This window comes from Ensifer sp. MJa1 (genome assembly GCF_037026475.1).
Classification (GTDB): domain Bacteria; phylum Pseudomonadota; class Alphaproteobacteria; order Rhizobiales; family Rhizobiaceae; genus Ensifer.
Genome location: NZ_JAKUMO010000018.1, coordinates 1 through 18,372, shown reverse-complemented (window position 1 = coordinate 18,372; position 18,372 = coordinate 1). Strand labels below are relative to the sequence as shown.

At 63.3% G+C, this 18,372-nt stretch carries 21 protein-coding genes; 12 read left to right on the top strand and 9 right to left on the bottom strand.

From position 1 onward, the window contains the following. The first annotated feature begins 8 nt into the window (after nucleotides 1-8). The 5 genes from MKZ91_RS22005 (at nucleotide 9) to ptsN (ending at nucleotide 4,533) form a co-directional block, all read left to right on the top strand. Entirely contained in the window at nucleotides 9-569 is a 561-nt protein-coding gene (locus MKZ91_RS22005; protein WP_336173167.1) for an LptA/OstA family protein, read from the top strand. Between the two features lie 12 nt (nucleotides 570-581). Further along, complete coding sequence (gene lptB / locus MKZ91_RS22000; RefSeq protein WP_336173166.1) at nucleotides 582-1,400, top strand: LPS export ABC transporter ATP-binding protein; 819 nt, start codon at nucleotides 582-584, stop codon at nucleotides 1,398-1,400. Between the two features lie 144 nt (nucleotides 1,401-1,544). Then, entirely contained in the window at nucleotides 1,545-3,086 is a 1,542-nt protein-coding gene (rpoN, locus tag MKZ91_RS21995) for an RNA polymerase factor sigma-54 (RefSeq protein ID WP_336173165.1), read from the top strand. A 237-nt stretch (nucleotides 3,087-3,323) separates the two neighbouring features. Next, complete coding sequence (gene hpf / locus MKZ91_RS21990; RefSeq protein WP_336173164.1) at nucleotides 3,324-3,896, top strand: ribosome hibernation-promoting factor, HPF/YfiA family; 573 nt, start codon at nucleotides 3,324-3,326, stop codon at nucleotides 3,894-3,896. 172 nt (nucleotides 3,897-4,068) lie between these two features. Next, nucleotides 4,069-4,533, top strand: coding sequence for a PTS IIA-like nitrogen regulatory protein PtsN (ptsN, locus tag MKZ91_RS21985; protein WP_336173163.1), 465 nt, complete (start codon nucleotides 4,069-4,071; stop codon nucleotides 4,531-4,533). Between the two features lie 51 nt (nucleotides 4,534-4,584). Here the strand turns inward: ptsN and MKZ91_RS21980 are convergent, their stop codons facing one another. Next, nucleotides 4,585-5,397, bottom strand: a complete 813-nt coding sequence (locus tag MKZ91_RS21980; RefSeq protein ID WP_336173162.1) for a helix-turn-helix transcriptional regulator — start codon at nucleotides 5,395-5,397, stop codon at nucleotides 4,585-4,587. A 152-nt stretch (nucleotides 5,398-5,549) separates the two neighbouring features. On the opposite strand from MKZ91_RS21980, the gene MKZ91_RS21975 reads away from it, so the two are divergent. Beyond that, the gene (locus MKZ91_RS21975) at nucleotides 5,550-6,317 is read left to right on the top strand and encodes an SDR family NAD(P)-dependent oxidoreductase (protein ID WP_336173161.1); all 768 of its coding nucleotides are present in this window, start codon (nucleotides 5,550-5,552) and stop codon (nucleotides 6,315-6,317) included. 11 nt (nucleotides 6,318-6,328) lie between these two features. Continuing rightward, entirely contained in the window at nucleotides 6,329-7,564 is a 1,236-nt protein-coding gene (locus MKZ91_RS21970) for a D-arabinono-1,4-lactone oxidase (RefSeq protein WP_336173160.1), read from the top strand. Between the two features lie 101 nt (nucleotides 7,565-7,665). On the opposite strand, the gene grpE is transcribed toward MKZ91_RS21970, so the two are convergent. Both grpE and hrcA read right to left on the bottom strand, forming a co-directional pair. Next, complete coding sequence (gene grpE / locus MKZ91_RS21965) at nucleotides 7,666-8,283, bottom strand: nucleotide exchange factor GrpE (protein ID WP_336173159.1); 618 nt, start codon at nucleotides 8,281-8,283, stop codon at nucleotides 7,666-7,668. 176 nt (nucleotides 8,284-8,459) lie between these two features. Next, nucleotides 8,460-9,539, bottom strand: coding sequence for a heat-inducible transcriptional repressor HrcA (gene hrcA / locus MKZ91_RS21960; RefSeq protein WP_336173158.1), 1,080 nt, complete (start codon nucleotides 9,537-9,539; stop codon nucleotides 8,460-8,462). Between the two features lie 161 nt (nucleotides 9,540-9,700). Between hrcA and rph the strand changes: the two genes are divergently transcribed. The 4 genes from rph to hemW all read left to right on the top strand — a co-directional run bounded on the left by rph (nucleotide 9,701) and on the right by hemW (nucleotide 12,784). Beyond that, the gene (rph, locus tag MKZ91_RS21955) at nucleotides 9,701-10,420 is read left to right on the top strand and encodes a ribonuclease PH (RefSeq protein ID WP_336173157.1); all 720 of its coding nucleotides are present in this window, start codon (nucleotides 9,701-9,703) and stop codon (nucleotides 10,418-10,420) included. A 15-nt stretch (nucleotides 10,421-10,435) separates the two neighbouring features. Beyond that, complete coding sequence (locus MKZ91_RS21950) at nucleotides 10,436-10,855, top strand: VOC family protein (protein WP_336173156.1); 420 nt, start codon at nucleotides 10,436-10,438, stop codon at nucleotides 10,853-10,855. Between the two features lie 17 nt (nucleotides 10,856-10,872). Further along, nucleotides 10,873-11,517, top strand: coding sequence for an RdgB/HAM1 family non-canonical purine NTP pyrophosphatase (rdgB, locus tag MKZ91_RS21945; RefSeq protein WP_336173284.1), 645 nt, complete (start codon nucleotides 10,873-10,875; stop codon nucleotides 11,515-11,517). Between the two features lie 82 nt (nucleotides 11,518-11,599). After that, entirely contained in the window at nucleotides 11,600-12,784 is a 1,185-nt protein-coding gene (gene hemW, locus MKZ91_RS21940; RefSeq protein WP_336173155.1) for a radical SAM family heme chaperone HemW, read from the top strand. 62 nt (nucleotides 12,785-12,846) lie between these two features. Here the strand turns inward: hemW and MKZ91_RS21935 are convergent, their stop codons facing one another. From MKZ91_RS21935 to MKZ91_RS21910, 6 genes are all read right to left on the bottom strand, one after another. Then, a complete protein-coding gene (locus MKZ91_RS21935; RefSeq protein ID WP_336173154.1) occupies nucleotides 12,847-13,461 on the bottom strand; it encodes a glutathione S-transferase family protein in 615 nt (204 codons plus the stop codon). A gap of 112 nt (nucleotides 13,462-13,573) precedes the next feature. After that, nucleotides 13,574-13,939 (bottom strand): DUF1801 domain-containing protein, encoded by a 366-nt coding sequence (locus MKZ91_RS21930; RefSeq protein ID WP_336173153.1) that lies wholly within the window; start codon nucleotides 13,937-13,939, stop codon nucleotides 13,574-13,576. A 30-nt stretch (nucleotides 13,940-13,969) separates the two neighbouring features. Next, nucleotides 13,970-14,383 carry a DoxX family protein gene (locus MKZ91_RS21925; protein WP_336173152.1) on the bottom strand — a complete coding sequence of 138 codons (414 nt, stop codon included), beginning with the start codon at nucleotides 14,381-14,383 and terminating at the stop codon, nucleotides 13,970-13,972. Between the two features lie 76 nt (nucleotides 14,384-14,459). After that, nucleotides 14,460-15,734 carry an RNA polymerase sigma factor gene (locus MKZ91_RS21920; RefSeq protein ID WP_336173151.1) on the bottom strand — a complete coding sequence of 425 codons (1,275 nt, stop codon included), beginning with the start codon at nucleotides 15,732-15,734 and terminating at the stop codon, nucleotides 14,460-14,462. Beyond that, a complete protein-coding gene (locus MKZ91_RS21915) occupies nucleotides 15,731-16,105 on the bottom strand; it encodes a YciI family protein (RefSeq protein WP_336173150.1) in 375 nt (124 codons plus the stop codon). Before MKZ91_RS21915 ends, MKZ91_RS21920 begins: the two co-directional genes overlap by 4 nt. A gap of 122 nt (nucleotides 16,106-16,227) precedes the next feature. Then, nucleotides 16,228-17,187, bottom strand: a complete 960-nt coding sequence (locus tag MKZ91_RS21910) for a DMT family transporter (RefSeq protein ID WP_336173149.1) — start codon at nucleotides 17,185-17,187, stop codon at nucleotides 16,228-16,230. Nucleotides 17,188-17,318: 131 nt separating this feature from the next. Here MKZ91_RS21910 and gcvA point away from each other — a divergent pair, with 131 nt between their 5' ends. After that, nucleotides 17,319-18,263, top strand: coding sequence for a transcriptional regulator GcvA (gene gcvA / locus MKZ91_RS21905; RefSeq protein WP_336173148.1), 945 nt, complete (start codon nucleotides 17,319-17,321; stop codon nucleotides 18,261-18,263). Nucleotides 18,264-18,372: the final 109 nt, after the last annotated feature.

Below are 18,372 nucleotides of genomic sequence, written 5' to 3'. Positions count from 1 at the left end.
TGCACTCCATGTCGGTCACAACCGCCTCTTTTTTCAAGATTTCCGCCAGCCTGGCCATTGCCGGCGTCGGCGCTTTGATCATTGCTTCCGGCGCTTTTGCGCAAGCCACATCCAGCAAGATGCAGGGCCTTCAACTGTCGAACGACAAGCCGATCCAGATCGAGAGCGACAAGCTCGAAATCAAGGACCCGGAAAGCAAGGCGATCTTCACCGGCAACGTCAAGGTCGTGCAGGGCACGACGACGCTCCAGGCCGGCAACATGGTGGTCTTCTACAAGTCCGGCGGCGGCTCGGTCTCAAGCGGTGACGCCGACATCGACCGTATCGAGGTCAGCGACAAGGTTTTCCTGAGTTCCGGCACCCAGCAGGCCACCGCCGATAGCGGCTCCTTCGACATGACCAAGCAGGTCTTCGTGCTCAAGGGCGAAAAGGTCGTTCTGTCGGAAGGCAAGAACGTTTTCGTCGGTTGCCAACTCAATGTCCAGATGGAGACCGGCGAAGCCCAGCTCGAAGCCTGTGGCGGTCGCGTGCAGATCCAGCTCGACCCGCAGTCCCGCAAGACGAACTGACGCAGACCGCTCGTGCAGTTTCCTTTTCTCCACAAGCGCAAACGGGTCCGCAAGCCGTCGGCGGCCGCCGCGCCCGTTTCCGGGCACACGGTCGACAAGGCACGTTACGACGGCACGCTGATCGCGCGCGGCCTGACGAAGGCCTACCGCGAACGCCGGGTCGTCAACGGCGTTTCGCTGGTGGTGCGCCGCGGCGAAGCCGTGGGCCTGCTCGGGCCGAACGGTGCCGGCAAGACCACCTGCTTCTATATGATCACCGGCCTCGTTCCGGTCGATGAAGGCTCGATCGAAATCAACGGCAACGACGTCACGACGATGCCGATGTACAGGCGTGCGCGCCTCGGCGTCGGCTACCTGCCGCAGGAAGCGTCGATCTTCCGCGGACTGACGGTCGAGGAAAATATCCGCGCCGTGCTCGAGGTTCACGACAAGAACCATGACCGGCGCGAGAGCAAGCTCAACGACCTGCTCGGCGAGTTCAACATCACCCATCTGCGCAAGTCGCCGGCAATCGCACTCTCCGGTGGCGAGCGGCGGCGCCTGGAGATTGCGCGTGCGCTTGCGACCGACCCGACCTTCATGCTGCTCGACGAGCCCTTCGCCGGCGTTGACCCGATCTCGGTTGCCGATATCCAGGCGCTTGTGCGACACCTGACATCGCGCGGCATCGGCGTTCTCATCACCGATCACAACGTCCGCGAGACGCTTGGCCTGATCGACCGCGCCTATATCATCCATGCCGGCGAGGTGCTGACCCATGGTCGCGCCAACGACATCATCACCAATCCTGACGTGCGCAGGCTGTATCTCGGCGACAATTTCAGCCTCTGAGGTGGCGGCGCGGGCGATTCCGGCCGCGACGACGCTTGACCAAACCTTCTCGATAAGCAATTTTTGGGCCAATTGATCAGGGCCCGTCCGGCGACAGGAGAACCACCGCGGACCCAAGCGTTTTCTCGGGAGTTTCGCGTCAGCATGGCACTGTCCGCCAGCCTTCATCTGCGCCAATCCCAGTCCCTGGTGATGACGCCGCAGCTCATGCAGTCGATCCAGTTGCTGCAGATGACGCATTTCGAGCTCACGCAGTTCATCGCCCAGGAAGTCGAGAAGAACCCTCTGCTCGAATTTCAGGCGAATGACGATCTTGGCGGCAGCCCGGAACGCGCCGAGATGATGCCGGGCGACGAGCCGCGTGCAAGCGAGGAGAGCGGCGGCCAGGCCGACCTCTACGACAGCGCCACATCCACCACCGGTGAACGGCTTGGCGAACAGCTCGATGCCGACTTCGCCAATGTCTTCCAGGACGACACGACGCCGCAGCGCGCCGATGCGCCTGAACTTCTCGGCCAATGGAAGTCGATGCCCGGCGGTGGCGAGGGCGAAGACTACGATCTCGACGACTTCGTCGCCGGCCGCAAGAGCCTGCGCGACACTCTGACGGAGCAGCTACCCTTCGCCCTTCCCGACGCCTCCGATCGGCTGATTGCCCAGCACCTGATCGACCAGCTCGACGACGCTGGCTACCTCCAGGCCGACCTCAGAGAAGTCGCCGACCGCCATGGCGCAGCGCAAGACGATGTCCTGCGCGTCCTCCTGACACTGCAGCAATTCGATCCGCCCGGCATCTTCGCGCGCTCGCTCGGTGAATGCCTGGCAATCCAGCTGCGCGCGCGCGACCGGCTCGACCCGGCGATGGAGGCACTGGTCGCCAACCTCGAACTGCTGGCGCGGCGCGACTTTGCCAGCCTCAAGAAGATCTGCGGCGTCGATGAAGAGGACCTCATCGACATGCTGGCGGAAATCCGCAAGCTCGACCCGAAGCCGGGAACGAGCTTCGAGACGAGCGTCACCGAGGCCATCGTCCCCGACATCGTCGTGCGCGCCGCACCCGACGGCAGCTGGCTGGTCGAACTCAACCCCGATGCCCTGCCCCGCGTGCTCGTCAACCAGGACTATTTCGCGAAGGTCTCGCGCGGCACGCAGAAGAACAGCGCCGACCAGGCCTTCCTCAACGAATGCCTGCAGAACGCCAACTGGTTGACACGCAGCCTCGATCAGCGCGCCAGGACGATCATGAAGGTCGCGACCGAGATCGTTCGCCAACAGGACGCCTTCCTCGTCAACGGCATCGGCCACCTGAGGCCTTTGAACCTCAAGACGGTCGCCGACGCGATCAAGATGCATGAGTCGACGGTCAGCCGCGTGACGTCCAACAAGTACATGCTGACGCCGCGCGGACTGTTCGAACTCAAATACTTCTTCACCGTCTCGATCAGCTCGGCCGAAGGTGGCGACAGCCATTCGGCGGAAGCGGTGCGCCACCGCATCCGCACGCTGATCCAGGAAGAGAGCGCCGATGCGGTGCTCTCGGACGACGATATCGTCGACAGCCTCAAGAAGGCCGGCATCGACATTGCACGGCGCACCGTCGCCAAGTATCGCGAGGCGATGAACATTCCCTCCTCCGTCCAGAGGCGGCGGGAAAAGCGGGCGCTCGCCAAGGCGACCGCGTCCTGACGGCCGGGATACGCCTCCGAATATTAAGCCGCGTTAACTTTTTTGCGACCTCCGATTGACTCTCTCCGACACAGGCGATATGAGCCCGCCGCAATTGCCGGGGACATGCTCGCCCCGGAAGCCTGCCGGTACGACCGGTGGCTGCGACAGAGGCGTCCCGCAAGTCTGGAAGGCTTGGATGACGGGACCGCTTGGAATAGACTGGCTGCGCAAATCACGAACGAGAGAGGAAACTCCATGAGTGTGCGTGTATCCGGTAAACAGATGGAAATCGGCGATTCGTTCCGCGCCCGCATTGGCGAGCAGATCGAGCAGGCCGTTACCAAATATTTCGACGGAGGATATTCAAGCCAGGTCACTGTGGAAAAGTCCGGGCCGCGCTTCAGCGCCGACTGCAAGCTTCATCTCGATACGGGCGTGGTTATGCAGGCGAATGGTCAGGCGAACGATCCACAGGCTGCCTTTGACGCGGCGTCTGAGCGCATCGAAAAGCGCCTTCGCCGCTACAAGCGCAAGCTCAAGGATCACCATAACGGCAACGGCCAAAGCGCTGCCGAAGTGGCTTACACAGTGATGGATTCGGTGCCCTTCGAGGACGACGAAGTCCCCGAGGATTATGCACCGACCATCGTCGCCGAGAGCACGAAACAATTGAGGACGATGTCTGTGGCCAGCGCCGTGATGGCGCTCGACATGACCGACGAACCCGTCCTGATGTTCCGTAGCCCCGGCAACGACGAATTGAATATCGTCTACAGGCGCAACGATGGAAATATTGGCTGGATCGACGCCGCCAATATCAAAGCATGAGCGGACAGGGGGATGCCGGGCAGCCGGCATCCCCCGCGCCCCTAATCAGCGGGCAGGCCGGAAAATGTGACTTTTCTGTGCATGGAACCCGCCATGACAAAGATGGTTAAAGCCATTGCGACGCATTTGTGATGATGTTGTCCGGCTCTAACCGGCGAACGAGGACAAAAGAATGGCATTGGCAGGTCTGCTGCATCAAAATGCGATCATCCCGGCCATGAGGGCCAACTCGAAAAAACAGCTCCTCCAGGAATTGGCGGCCAAGGCATCAAAGATCACCGGGCTTCCCGAGCGTGAAATCTTCGACGTAATCCTGCAGCGTGAGCGCCTTGGCTCCACCGGCGTCGGCAACGGGATCGCCATCCCCCACGGCAAGCTCAACAACCTCCCCTCGATCATTGGCATCTTTGCGCGGCTGGAAACGCCCGTGGACTTCGAGGCGCTCGACGACCAGCCGGTTGACCTCGTCTTCCTTCTGCTCGCCCCGGAGGGTGCAGGCGCTGACCACCTCAAGGCCCTTTCGCGCATCGCCCGCGTGCTGCGCGACCACGACATGGTTGCCAAGATTCGCTCGAGCGATTCCGCCAGTGCGATCTATACGCTGCTCGACGACGACGCGACGTCGCACGCGGCCTGAGCATCCACGCGGCCGCGTCCCATGGACGCGCGCAGCCTCCACGATGCTGCGTCAGTAGAGCTGACGACCGTTCAAGTGATCGATGAAAATCCGGAACAAGGCGCCCTGGCCGGAAATCCCGAGCCTGCGATAGATGTTCTTGCGGTGGATGCGGACCGTTCCCTCGGCAATGTTCATCACCTTGCCGATCGACAGGTTGCTGTGCCCCCTGAGGATCAGGCGCACGATGTTGCGCTGCTGCTTGGTCAGCCGATCCGAACACAGGCTCTCGAACGCCGCCTCCATCACATCGTCGCCGTCGTGTGATGGCGGCGGGGCGACGCTGTGGCCCCGCTGGCGCCAGTTCGAGCGGACGGCTTCGCGCACGATCGGCTCGTAGACCCGCAGCCGTCCCAGTTCCTCCTCGCTGAAGGGCTCGCCACCGCGGCCGCGCATCAGCGAGTAGGTTGCCTGCAGGCCGCCGTCGAGCGGGATGACGAACCCCACCTCCTCTACCAGCACGCCCGTCTCCATGGACACGCATGGGTGGACTTCTGCGGAGGACGAGAAGTCGGACTGGAAGAACCGGTCCGGCGCCAGTTCGCGCATGCGCCAGAGCCCCGCCGGCTGGCCGGCGCAGCAGGCGACGTAGAAGGGATCGAGCAGATAGGCACCGCCGAGATAGGCGGCAAGCGCGCTTGCGGAGACCTTGGCGGTATAGCCGTCATGCAGCACGATCGGTCGGGCGTCATAGGGATAGGCGAAGACGACGGAGAGGTCGAAGGTGGCGACGGATCTCAGCATCCGGTCGAGCGCCGGGCCGAAATCCTGCGTGCCGATCAGACCGATCAACGCCGATATGTCGGCGGACTCCCTTGCCAGCATTCCCTTGTCATCCCCCACCCCACGTATCCCCCATGGGATATCGACAGCCCCTGCTTCGTCAACAATAATTCCCGGGGAGAGAGAAACCGGGTCCGTTGCACGATGGGTTACCATCAGCGCTCCGCAACCAGGGACCATGAGGGAGAACACGGATGGCAGGCAGGCTTTCAGGCAAGGTGGCGCTGATCAGCGGTGGCGCGGGCGGTTGCGGCCTTGCCGCATCCGAACTTTTTGCGCGCGAAGGCGCCAAGGTCGGCATTGTCGACCTGCCGCGCAGCAAGGGCGAGGAGGTCGCGGCCGCGATCCGCGCCAATGGCGGCGAGGCGATTTTTGCGCCCGCCGACGTCTCCGTGTCCTCGGAGGTGACGTCGGCCGTCAAGGCGGTCGAGGCGGCCTTCGGCGCCGTCACCGCGCTCTTCAACCATGCCGGCATCCTGGCCGTCGGCCCGTTCCTCGAAACCGAGGAGGACGAGTGGGACAGGCTGATGGCGGTCAATGTGCGCAGCATGTTCCTGATGACCAAGGCGGTGCTGCCCGGCATGCTTGCAGCCGGCGGCGGCAGCATCGTCTGCACCTCGTCGATCTCGGCCGTGGCGGCAACGCCGATGGAGGTGCTCTACGACACCACCAAGGGCGCCTGCCATATGTTCGCGCGCGCCATCGCGGTCGAGTTTCGTGACCGCGGCATCCGCTGCAACGCCGTCTGCCCCGGATTCATCGCCACCGATCACGGCAAACGCGAACTCGTCGGCCTCAGCAAATACGGCGTCGACGTCTCGGAAGCGGCCATCGCCGCGCAGCAGGGCCGCATGTGCGACCCCAAGGAAGTGGCGAACGCGGCACTGTTTCTGGTCAGCGACGAAGCGAGCTTTATCAACGGCACGCATCTGTTCGTCGACAATTGCTTCACGGCGGTTTGAGGGAGGGGAAAATGCTTCAGGCAGGTGGTCATTGGCGCAACTGGGTTGGAAACCAATCATGCATCGTGCGCCATCGCGGCGCGCCCGACAGCGAGGCAGCGCTCGCGCAAATGGTCCGCGAAGCGACATCGCAGGGGCTCAACGTGCGCTGCGTCGGCTCCGGCCATTCCTTCACGCCTGTCGCCCTGACCAGCGGGCTGCAGCTGACGCTGTCGGCCATGCAGGGAGTCGTCAACATCGACCAGGCGCGCAAGCGTGTGGCGGTCAGGGCCGGCACCACCATCAACCAGCTCGGCAAGGTGTTGAAATCCAGCGGCCTCTCGCTGATCAACCAGGGCGATATCGATAGCCAGGCGCTCGCCGGGGCGCTAACGACGGGCACCCACGGCACCGGCGCCAGGCTCGGCAACATGGCCTCACAGATCGTCGGCATGCGGCTGGTGCAGCCCGATGGCAGCATCCTTGTCGTCGATGAGACGACGCCGGACCTGCTCGAAGCGGCACGCGTATCGGTCGGCATGCTCGGGGTGATCTCGGAAATCACCTTGCAGGCGATGGAGAGCTACAATCTGCATGAAAAGCTCTGGCGCTGCACCTTCGACGAGATGATCGAGCAGCACGACGAGCTGGCAGCCACGCACCGGCATTTCGGGTTCTTCTGGTGCCCTGTCCCTGAGAGCCGCCACTGCTACTGCCTGCCGGACACGGCCTCGGTCTCGACCACGGACTGGACGTCCGATGTTTGCGAGATGAAGGTGATCGACATCACCGACGAAGCGCCGATGGAGCGCGGCTTCGAGAAGATCGCCTATTCCTCCGAAATCTATCCGATCGAATACGTGCCGAACTTCCACGAACTCGAATATGCCGTGCCGGTTGCTCACGGCAAGGACGCGGTCAAGGCGGTGCGCAAGCTGATGCTCGAAAAGCATCCGACCTGCATCTACCCGATCGAATACCGCTTCACCGCCGGCGATACCGGCTGGATCAGCCCGTTCTATGAGCAGGACTCGATCACCCTTTCGGTCTCGGGCGAACCGGGCACCGATTATTGGGAGTATCTGAAGGACGTCGATACGATCCTGCGCCAGTACGGGTCGCGGCCGCACTGGGGCAAGCTTCACTTCCTCGGCGCCGAGGATGTGACCGCGCTCTACCCGCGCGCCGGCGAATTCCGCGCCCTCAGGGCAAGGATCGATCCGGAAGGCCGCTTCCTCAACGACCACCTGCGCCAGCTTTTCGGATAGCTGCCGCAAGGACCGTCGCCATGTCCGACGTGCCGCCCAATCAAACAAAAAAGCCGCGCGAAACTCGCGCGGCTTTTTTGTTATGGGGTCAATCACCCGGATCAGACGGTCGGCGCGTCGCCGTTTTCGCCAGCCACGACCTTCGGGCCGCCCTTGGAAACACCGACCATGGCCGGACGCAGGACGCGGTCGCCGATGACGTAGCCGGCCTGGACCACCTGCAGCACGGTGTTGTTGGGCACCTCTGCGTTCGGAATTTCGAACATCGCCTGGTGGAAGTTCGGATCGAACTTCTGGCCTTCGGGCTCCAGCTTCTTGACGCCGTGGCGCTCGAGCGCCGAGAGCATCGAGCGCTCGGTCATTTCCACGCCCTCGATCAGCGCGTTGAGGCCAGCCTCGCCGGCTTCCTTGGCTTCAGCCGGAATGGCATCGAGCGCGCGGCGCAGGTTGTCCGATACGGCCAGCATATCGCGGGCAAAGCCTGCGACGGAGTAGGACTTGGCGTCCTTGACGTCGCGCTCGGTGCGGCGACGCAGATTGTCCATCTCGGCGGCAAGCCGAAGGTACTTGTCGCGCAACTCGGCGCTCTCGGCTCTCGCGAGCTCCAGCGGATCGGGCTCGGTGGCCGGCGCGGCTTCAGCAGCGTCGGCAACGTCCGGTGCGGTATAGATAGCCTCGTCGGTGGCCTCGGGTCCGTGCTTGTTCGTATCGTCGGTCATGACGTTCTCCGCAGTGTCGTCTGTGTCGTCTTTAACATTTCCACGCTCCGCAAGCCTATGCTTGCGTCTCAGCAAAATGCCCAGTGACTGGATTTGCAGCCGATATCGAGGTTTGGGGCCGAAAAATCAAGGGTTCAATCGCGCACGCGGCGACCCGCGTGGCCAAAAGCGCGACTTTATCGGGAAAGCCGCGACATCAGCTGCGCGGTGTAGTCGACCATCGGCACGATACGCGAGTAGTTGAGCCTAGTTGGTCCGATCACGCCGACGGCGCCAACGATGCGGTCCTCGCCATCGCGATAGGGCGCAACGATCAGCGAAGAACCGGACAGCGAGAACAGCTTGTTTTCCGAGCCGATAAAGATCCGCACCCCCGGCCCGCTTTCGGCTAGATCGAGCAGTTCGATCATGCTGTCTTTCTTTTCGAGATCGTCGAAGAGCATGCGCAAGCGGTCGATGTCCTCGGCGCCCTCAAGCCCTTCGAGCAGATTGGCGCGGCCGCGCACGATCAGTCGCGCCGGTTTCTCGTCACCTTCGTTGCCCGACCAGATGGCAAGACCGCGTTCGACAAGATCCTGCGACAAAGCATCGAGCTCGCCGCGCACCGTCTGCTTCACCCTCTCGAGCTGGACGCGCACCTCGGCGATCGTCTGGCCGGCGAGATGGGCGTTGAGGAAGTTGGCGGCTTCCGTCAACTGCGAGCTGGTGACACCGGCCGGCAGCTCGATGATGCGGTTTTCAACCTGGTCATGTTCACCGACGAGAACGGCAAGCGCCTTCGTCGGCGCCAGGCGAATGAACTCGACATGCTTGAGAATCGGATCGGCCTTGGCGGTGATGACGAGGCCTGCGCCGCGCGACATGCCCGAGAGCATCTGGCTCGCTTCGGTGAGCAGCGCATCCACGGGCTGGGTGTGGTCGTCGCGTCGCACGTGGCGGTCGATCGAGGCACGATCCTCGGCCGACAGATTGCCGACCTGCATGAAGGCATCGACGAAGAAGCGCAGGCCGGTCTGGGTCGGCAGGCGGCCGGCGCTGACATGCGGCGAGTAGATGAGGCCAAGATCCTCAAGGTCGCTCATCACGTTGCGCACGGAGGCGGGAGAGAGCGACATCGGCAACAACCGCGACAGATTGCGTGAGCCGAGCGGCTCGCCGCTCGTCAGATAGGTTTCCACGATGCGGCGGAAAATCTCGCCCGAGCGCTCGTCCAGCGCCGCGGCGATTTCCTTTGCTCCGGGATTGCGCAGTACCATGTCACTCCACATTTGCAGGCACATCCTGCCGTGCCGGGAATATAGTGATCCCGCCGCCCAATGGCAAAAGGGAAAAAACGGCTGCGTCCCCGGCTATCCACTGGTTCCCTTTGCGTCTGCCATGCTCTAGAAGGCTGTCGAGATACGATAGGAGTTTGACGATGCGGCCATCCGGCAGAAAAACCGATCAAATGCGCAAGGTTTCCTTCGAGCGCAATTTTTCCAAGCACGCGGAAGGCTCCTGTCTGGTGCGGTTCGGCGACACGCACGTCCTGTGCACCGCGAGCCTGGAAGAAAAGGTTCCGGCCTGGCTGCGCAACGGCGGCAAGGGCTGGGTGACGGCCGAATACGGCATGCTGCCGCGCGCCACCGGCGAGCGGATGAAGCGTGAGGCCGCCAACGGCAAGCAGAGCGGCCGCACCCAGGAAATCCAGCGGCTGATCGGCCGGTCGCTGCGCGCCATCGTCGATCTGCCGGCGCTCGGCGAGCGCCAGATCTCGATCGACTGCGACGTCATCCAGGCGGATGGCGGCACCCGCACGGCCTCGATCACCGGCGCCTGGGTCGCGCTCTACGACTGCCTGAAGTGGATGGAAGCCCGCAACATGGTCAAGGTCGAGAAGGTGCTCAAGGACCATGTCGCCGCCATCTCCTGCGGCATCTTTGCCAACCAGTCGGTGATCGACCTCGACTACCTCGAAGACTCCGCTGCCGAGACCGATGCCAACTTCGTCATGACCGGCTCGGGCGGGATCGTCGAGATCCAGGGCACCGCCGAAGGCAAGCCGTTCTCGGAAGAGGAATTTGCAAGCCTGATGGGCCTTGCCAAATCGGGCATTGCCGAGCTGGTTGCGCTGCAGAAGCAGGCGATCGCCGGCTGAGGGAAGGAACCGAAGATGGCCCCGGCGCTGGAAGGCATTCTCGAGACCGCGCTCTATGCAGCAGATCTCGATGCCGCCGAGGCCTTCTATGGCGGAATGCTCGGTCTTCAACGCATCACCCGCGCCGGAAACCGGCATGTGTTCTTTCGCTGCGGACCAGGCGTGCTGTTGATCTTCAATCCGGCTGAAACGGTGAAGCCACCGGCGCCGGATGCGGCGTTGCCGGTCCCGCCCCATGGCGCCACCGGCCAGGGCCACATGTGTTTCCGGGTTGCAGCCGAAGCGCTGGACGCCTGGAAGGCAAAGCTTGAAGCGGGCGGTGTGACGATTGAAAGTGACCTTCGCTGGCCGAACGGCGCGCGGTCCTTCTATTTCCGCGATCCGGCCGGCAACAGCCTCGAATGTGCGGAGCCGGGCCTCTGGTCCATCGAATGAATACGAAGCGAGACACCATGCGCAAACTCGACAACAAGACGCTGATCGTCGCCAGCCACAATGCCGGCAAGATCCGCGAAATCCGCGATCTCATCGGCCCGCTCGGCTTTGAGGCGAAGTCAGCGGCGGACCTGAATTTCATCGAGCCGGATGAAACCGGCACCACGTTCGAAGAAAACGCGACGATCAAGGCGCTCGCCTCGGCCAAGGCCTCCGGCCTGCCGGCGCTTTCGGATGACTCCGGCCTCGTGATCGACGCGCTTGGCGGCGCCCCCGGCGTCTATACCGCCAACTGGGCCGAGCGCGAGGATGGCAGCCGCGACTTCGCGATGGCGATGGACAAGGTCGAAAAGGCGCTGCAGGACAAGGGCGCTGCGGCGCCTTCCGAGCGCACAGCGCGTTTCGTCTCGGTTCTCTGCCTTGCCTGGCCGGACGGTCATGTCGAGCTTTTCCGCGGCGAGGTCGAAGGCTTCGTCGTCTGGCCGCCACGCGGCAGCCAGGGTTTCGGCTATGATCCGGTTTTCCAGCCGAAGGGCTACGAGACCACCTTCGGCGAAATGAGTGCCGACGAGAAGCACGGCTGGAAGCCGGGTGATGCCGAGGCCCTGTCGCACCGCGCCCGCGCCTTCAAGATTTTTGCCGAGACCTGCCTCGGAGCCTGATCGGAGCGGGATGAGGAAAACTGTGTGCGGTATTCCGCCCGCAGCCCGCTCCCTGTAAGAAGCGACCATGAGAGACGCAATAATGCAGACTGCCACGCTATCGGCGATCGGTGACGGCATGGATCCCGGTTTCGGGGTCTATGTGCATTGGCCGTTCTGCGCGGCCAAATGCCCCTATTGCGACTTCAACAGCCATGTGCGCCACCAGCCGGTGGACCAGCCGCGTTTCGTCGCGGCGTTCCTCAAGGAGATGGAAGAGGTTCGCGAGCTTTCAGGCCCGCGCACGGTCACCAGCATCTTCATGGGCGGCGGCACGCCGTCCTTGATGGAGCCGGCAACGGTCGATGCGATCCTTCAGGGCATCGCCCGCCACTGGCACGTGCCTGATGGCATCGAGATCACCATGGAGGCGAACCCTTCGAGCGTCGAGGCAACCCGCTTCCACGGCTACCGCGCCGCCGGGGTCAATCGCGTCTCGCTCGGCGTCCAGGCTCTGAACGACCGGGATCTCAAATTCCTTGGGCGACTGCACAATGTCGAGGATGCGCTGAAGGCGATCCGTCTCGCGCGCGAAATCTTCCCGCGCATGTCCTTCGACCTGATCTATGCCCGTCCCAACCAGACGGTCGAGGAATGGGAGCGCGAACTGAAGGAAGCGGTCTCCTACGCCGTCGACCACCTGTCGCTCTACCAGCTGACGATCGAGGAAGGCACGCCCTTCTACGGCCTGCATAAGGCCGGCAAGCTCATCGTTCCCGATGGCGAACAATCGGCCGTGCTCTACGAGGCAACGCAGGAGATCACCGCGTCGATCGGCATGCCGGCCTATGAGGTTTCCAACCACGCCCGACCGGGTGCCGAAAGCCGCCACAACCTCACCTACTGGCGCTATGGCGACTATGCCGGCATCGGCCCCGGCGCCCATGGCCGCCTCGGCATCGGCAGCGGCAAGATCGCGACCTCGACAGAGCGCAAGCCGGAGGACTGGCTTCACCTCGTCGAGACCTACGGCCATGGCATGATCGAGCGGGAGGCCCTTGATCTGGAGGCGCAGTCCGACGAGTTGCTACTGATGGGCCTGCGCCTGAAAGAAGGCGTCGACCTCGCCCGCTGGCAGACGCTTTCCGGTCGCGATCCGGACCCGGAGCGCGAGCAGTTCCTGATCGACCATGGTTTCATCGAGCGGCTCGGCAATTCGCGCCTGCGCTGCACGCCGGCCGGCATGCTGATCCTCGACGCGGTCGTCGCCGATCTCGCCTGCCCCTGAGGCGACAGGACGCAAGTGCGGGCGGAAAACCGCGTACAAGGCGGTCTTTGCCGGCTACGGTTTCAATCGAACGTTTCACCTGACAGCGGCGTTGCCCGCATCGACGGCCGTTCTTCGAAGGCATCGAACCAGCGTGTCAAAGACGACCGGTTGCGGAAGGACGGCAGGTTGCGGAAGGCCATCCAGGAGAGCGCCGTGGCAAGCGCGATCTGGCCGATGTCGACAGGGGCGTCCGGCTGCAGCGTCCGTTCCAGCCAATCGTACGTTGCCTCGATCTTCTCCTCGTACCCATCGGCAAGCGCTGGATAACGCAGGTGCTCCGGCCGGCGTTCCCACTCCCAGCGAAGGCCGATGCCGGTCTGGGCCAGCACCTGGGCCACGGACTGCATGCGCAGCGCCCGCCACCGCCGCTCGCCCGCCTCGGGGACCAGTTTGCGGCCTCCGTGCAGGGTATCGAGATAGGCGCAGATGACATCGCTGTCGAAGATCGGCTCCTCACCCTCGCGCAAAAGCACCGGCACCTTGCCGAGCGGATTTTCGGCATAGACCTCGTCGTTGCGCCGGGTCGGGCTGGTCTCGTGATGGATGACCTCCAGCCGCTCGGCAAGGCCGATCTCATGGGCAAAAACGAGCGCCTTGCGGGCGAAGGGGGAATGGGTCTGATAGTAGAGGATCATGGCAGCCTCGCGGGATCGGATGGAATTCCTTGTCCCGCGAAGAGATATTGCATGTGAGGCGATAAAGGCGCTCTGATTTACTTGGCCCGTTGCAAGTTTGTTTCGCCAGAGGCTACTTCATCGGATCACCTTTCAGGCGATTGAGCTCGATGCCTTTCGCGACGAGCCGCACCACCTGCGCGTCGTCGATGTCATCGGTGCTTCGCAGGCGAATATAGGCCATGTCGCCCTTGCCGCCGCCCTTCTCGAAACGCGGATCGAGATCGAGCATGTCGACGCCACGCCAGAAGCCGAAGGTGACGTGATCCTTGGCGCCCTTGAGAAGGCAGACGGCGCCGCCCGCCTCGTAGATGGGGTGCCCCCACTTGACGATGTCCGTCAGCCCGCCGGCGGCAACCAGGGCTCCATGCAGGCGTTTCGCCACCTCGGCCGGGACACCGGAAAGACCGGCAATGTAGTCGTTGACTGTCTTGGTCATGGGTCGTCTTTCAATCGTTCGGTTGGAGGATCAGTTCTTGAACGGGATCAGGCTGCGTACCCGCGGATCGCGCAGCCAAAGCCCGCCCCAGGCGATGACGCCGAGATAAAAGCCGAAGAGCAGGTGGGTGAAGAGCGGGCTGCCGGCCCGCAGATGGATCGCCATCGCGCCACCGAGATAGCCGGTGAGCAGGATGGCACCGAGGATGGAGGTCCGCGGGATCAGGTAAAGCAGCGTGCACAGCAAGGTCAGCACGCCAAGCAGGCGGGCCAGGCTCTGATCTGCGGGGTAGCCGAGCGCCACCATGGTGTCGGTGACGACCTGAAGCGGCACGAGCTTGATCGCCGCATCGAAGACCAGGAAGGCGACGAGCACGCCGCTCAGGACGCGGCCGAGGATGACGGACTTCGCCGTCGGGGCGGGGATTGCAAGGCTGGTGTTCACGGGAGTTCTCCTTGGATCTCGTTTTCAGTCCAAGGACGAAGACGCGCGAACGATCCCGACAGCCGCCTCCGATATTTTATCTTTTTTCGGCGAGACCGCTGGTGGTGCCGGCCGCCTCGTCGAGCTTGTCGAGCTGCATGCGAATATAGGCGCATTCGGCGGCATTGGTCGCAAGCGCGATGGCGTGATCGTAGGCGACACGCGCCTCGCGCACCTTGCCGAGCTGTTTCAGCAGATGCCCGCTCAAGCCGTGGAAATAGAAATAGCCCGACAGCTTGTCGGCCAGAGGCTCGATCATCGCCAGCGCCGCCTCCGGCCCCTGCCGTTTCGAGACCGCGACCGCCCGGTTGAGGGTGATCACCGGCGAGGGCTGCAGCCGTTCGAGCGCCTGGTAGAGAAGGTCGATCTGCGCCCAGTCCGTGTCCTCGGGCCGTTCGGCACGGGCGTGCAAAGCGGCGATTGCCGCCTGGATCTGATAGGCGCCGGGCTGGCGGTAGCGCATCGCCTTGTCGATCAGGGCAAGCGCCTCGTCGATCAGCGGCCGGCTCCACAAGGATCGGTCCTGGTCTTCAAGCAGGATGACGGCGCCATCTGCATCGAAGCGGGCACGGGCGCGCGAGTGCTGGATCATCATCAGCGCTGTCAGCCCCAGGATCTCCGGCTCCGCCGGGAAGAGCTCCAACAGCAGGCGCCCGAGCCGGATCGCCTCGTGGCAGAGATCGGCGGAGACGCTTTCAGGCCCGTTCATCGCCGAATAGCCCTCGTTGAAGACGAGGTAGATCATCGTGGCCACGGCCGCGAGCCGGTCGGCACGATCGGCCGCATCAGGTGTCTCAAAGGCGAGCCCCGCGGCAGCAACGCGGGACTTGGCGCGGGTGATGCGCTGCTCCATCGCCGCCTCGCTGACGAGGAAGGCGCGGGCGATCTGCTTGACCGAAAGGCCCGAGACGATGCGCAGCGCCAACGCGATCTGCTGTGTCGCCGGCAGGGCGGGATTGCTGCAGACGAACAGCAGGCGAAGGATATCGTCGCGATACTGGGAGCCATCCAGCCGATCGGCGAGATTGCTCTCCTGATCCTCGAGATCGGAGAGCATTTCCTCCGGCGGCAGCGCCGTCTCGCGTGACTGGCGGCGGACCTTGTCGATGCCGCTGTTGCGGCCGACGAAGATCAGCCAGGCGGCCGGATCGCGCGGCGGCCCACTCTTCGGCCAGGCCTTCAATGCCCGGATACAGGCCTCCTGAAACGCTTCCTCGGCCGTGTCGAGATTGCGGAAATAGCGCAGCAAGGCGCCCACCGCCTGCGGCCGGGCGGAAACGAGTGCGAGGTCTATCCAGGCGGTGTCTGTCATGAAGCAAGCTCACTGGGTTTGTAGATGGCAAGAGGACGGATTTCGTAGGAGCCGGCAGCCGGGTTGGCAGAACTGAGATCACGGGCAAAATCGAGGGCCTCGTCGACAGACGCGCAATCGATGACGTAGAAGCCGAGCAATTGCTCCTTGGTCTCGGCGAAAGGACCATCGATGACGATCGTGTCGCTGTGACTATGCCGAAGCGTCGTCGCCGTTGTCGTCGGCATCAGCCGCGCCACCGGTCCAAGCCTTCCGGCTTCGGCATATTTGCTCTGGACGGCTGCCAGGTCGCGCATGACTTTTTCATCCTGCTCCTTGCTCCAGTCATTGGTGACATTTTCGTTGTTGTAGCAAAACACGGCGTAAAGCATCGGAACTCCAGCTCCTCAAATCAAAGACGGTGGCGGCAAGGAATAGCCGACAACAGAGGCGAAAAAAACAGGGCCGGTGGTGCTTTCGCCCACCGGCCCGCAATGCGTGTGAAATGGAACGTTCAACCGTTTTCGCGGCACTTTAACGTGGGGTCGACTGCCGGCCGGGAAAAGAGGCGCAACAACCGCCCGTCGATTGCCGCAAGACCGGCGGCGATCAACGCCATGCCGAGGAAGTGCTTGGCCTCCAGCGTTTCGCCAAGAAACATGGCGCCGAGAAGAATGGCACTGACCGGGATCAAGAAGGTGACCAGCATCAGGTTGGTGACACCTGCCGTTTCAAGGATGCGGAAGAACAGGACATAGGCGAGCGCTGTCGAGATCAGGGCGATGCCGACGATCGCCGCCCAGACCTCCAGTCCAGGCATGGGCAGCGTCCAGGGGTGATCGACCACCAGCGACAGCGGCACGAGCATGACGCTGGAGGCGGAGACCTGGCCGGTCGCCGTCACGATCGGCGCGACACCCATGCGCTTGAAACGGCGAGCAAAGACGCCGGCGAGCGAATAGGAAAGCGCGGCGCCAAGAATGGCAAGCTGGGCCAGCAGGTTGGAACCCAGGCCGCCAAGCGCTGCCGGTCCGATCATCATCGCGACGCCGAGGAAACCGACGACCACGCCGGCAAGACGGTTGGCGGTCAGCTTTTCGTCATCGGTCAGGAGATGCGCCACGATCACGCCGAAGAGCGGCGTCGTGGCATTGAGGATCGAGGCAAGGCCGCTGGCGATGTGCGTCTGCCCCCAGACGATCAGCGAGAAGGGGATGAGATTGTTGAGCAACCCCATGCCGAAGAATGCCAGCCAGACGCGACGGTCCCGCGGCATCTTCAGGCCAGTGAAACGGAGGAAGACGAGCAGCGCGAGTGCCGCGAGACTGACCCTCAACGCCACGATGGTAACCGGGGGTAACGCCTTGACGGCAATACCGATGAAAAAGAAGGAACCGCCCCACAGGAGAGACAGGGTGATCAACATGCCCCATTCCCGGGCGCCCATGACCTTGGCCTTTGTTGCCTGCACCATTGCCGAATTCCTCATGTTTTATCTGATTAAACAATGACGGCGTGCCGTCTTGACTTTGATCCATTATTCTCAGGATATTAGACTGGCGACAAACGATCATTTCTCGACAGACGATTGAGTTTGGCTAAACCATGTCAACATCCCTCCCCTCTCTCGTTTCCCTTCGCGCCTTCGAGGCGACGGCGCGCCATTCGAGCGTGACCAAGGCTGCGCGCGAACTCAATGTCACCCCCGGGGCTGTCAGCCTGCAGATCAGGGAACTGGAGCAAACGCTCGGCGTGACACTGTTTGAGCGGCGACCGCGGCAACTCGTGTTGACCGAGGATGGCAGCAGCTATTTCGCGACGCTGCGGCGCGCGTTCCGCATGATGCGCGAGGCTACCGAGGAATTGACGGCGCGCAGGCGCGCGCCGGTGCTGACGGTGAGTTGCACGCCCACCTTCGCCGCGCAATGGCTGGTGCCGCGCATCGGCGCCTTCGAGCAGCAGGTGCCCGGCATCGACGTGCGCATCAGCACCACGAACCGGCTGACGGACTTCCAGGCCGACGGGGTCGACGTCGCCATCCGGCACGGGCTCGGCCGCTATGACGGGCTCATCAGCGAACGGCTGATCGATGACGATCCGGTGCCGGTGATCCATCCGGCTCTCAGGGCCAGGCGTCCGCTCGACACACCCAATGATCTCGCCGCCCATGTGCTTCTGCACGACGTTCACCGTCAGGACTGGAGGTTATGGCTGGACGCAGCGGGCGTCGAAGGCGTCGATGCGGCGCGCGGGCCGGTCTTCGTCAACAGCAACGGCGCGATCGAGGCCGCCAAGGCCGGCGACGGCGTCGCGCTGGTGCGGCTGTCACTGGTGACGCGCGAACGGGCTGAAGGCGTACTGGAGGCCCCCTTCCCGGAGGGGGTGATGACCGGACTCGCCTATCATCTCGTCTACCCGCCGGCCGCGCTCGACCGGCCACCGGTTACAGCCTTCCGTGCCTGGATCATCGAGGAGGCGCGGGGCGAACAGGACTTTGCGGCTTCGACCGAGATTGGCGCGGGGCGACCGATGCTGAAGGTGGTTCCCTGAACCAAAAAGGAGGGCCCGGTAAACCGGGCCCTTCAGACTGCTGACAAACCCCTGGCGAGAGCTGGGGGTTTGTGATTCAGTGGGCCATGTTGAAGAAACCCGGCCCCGA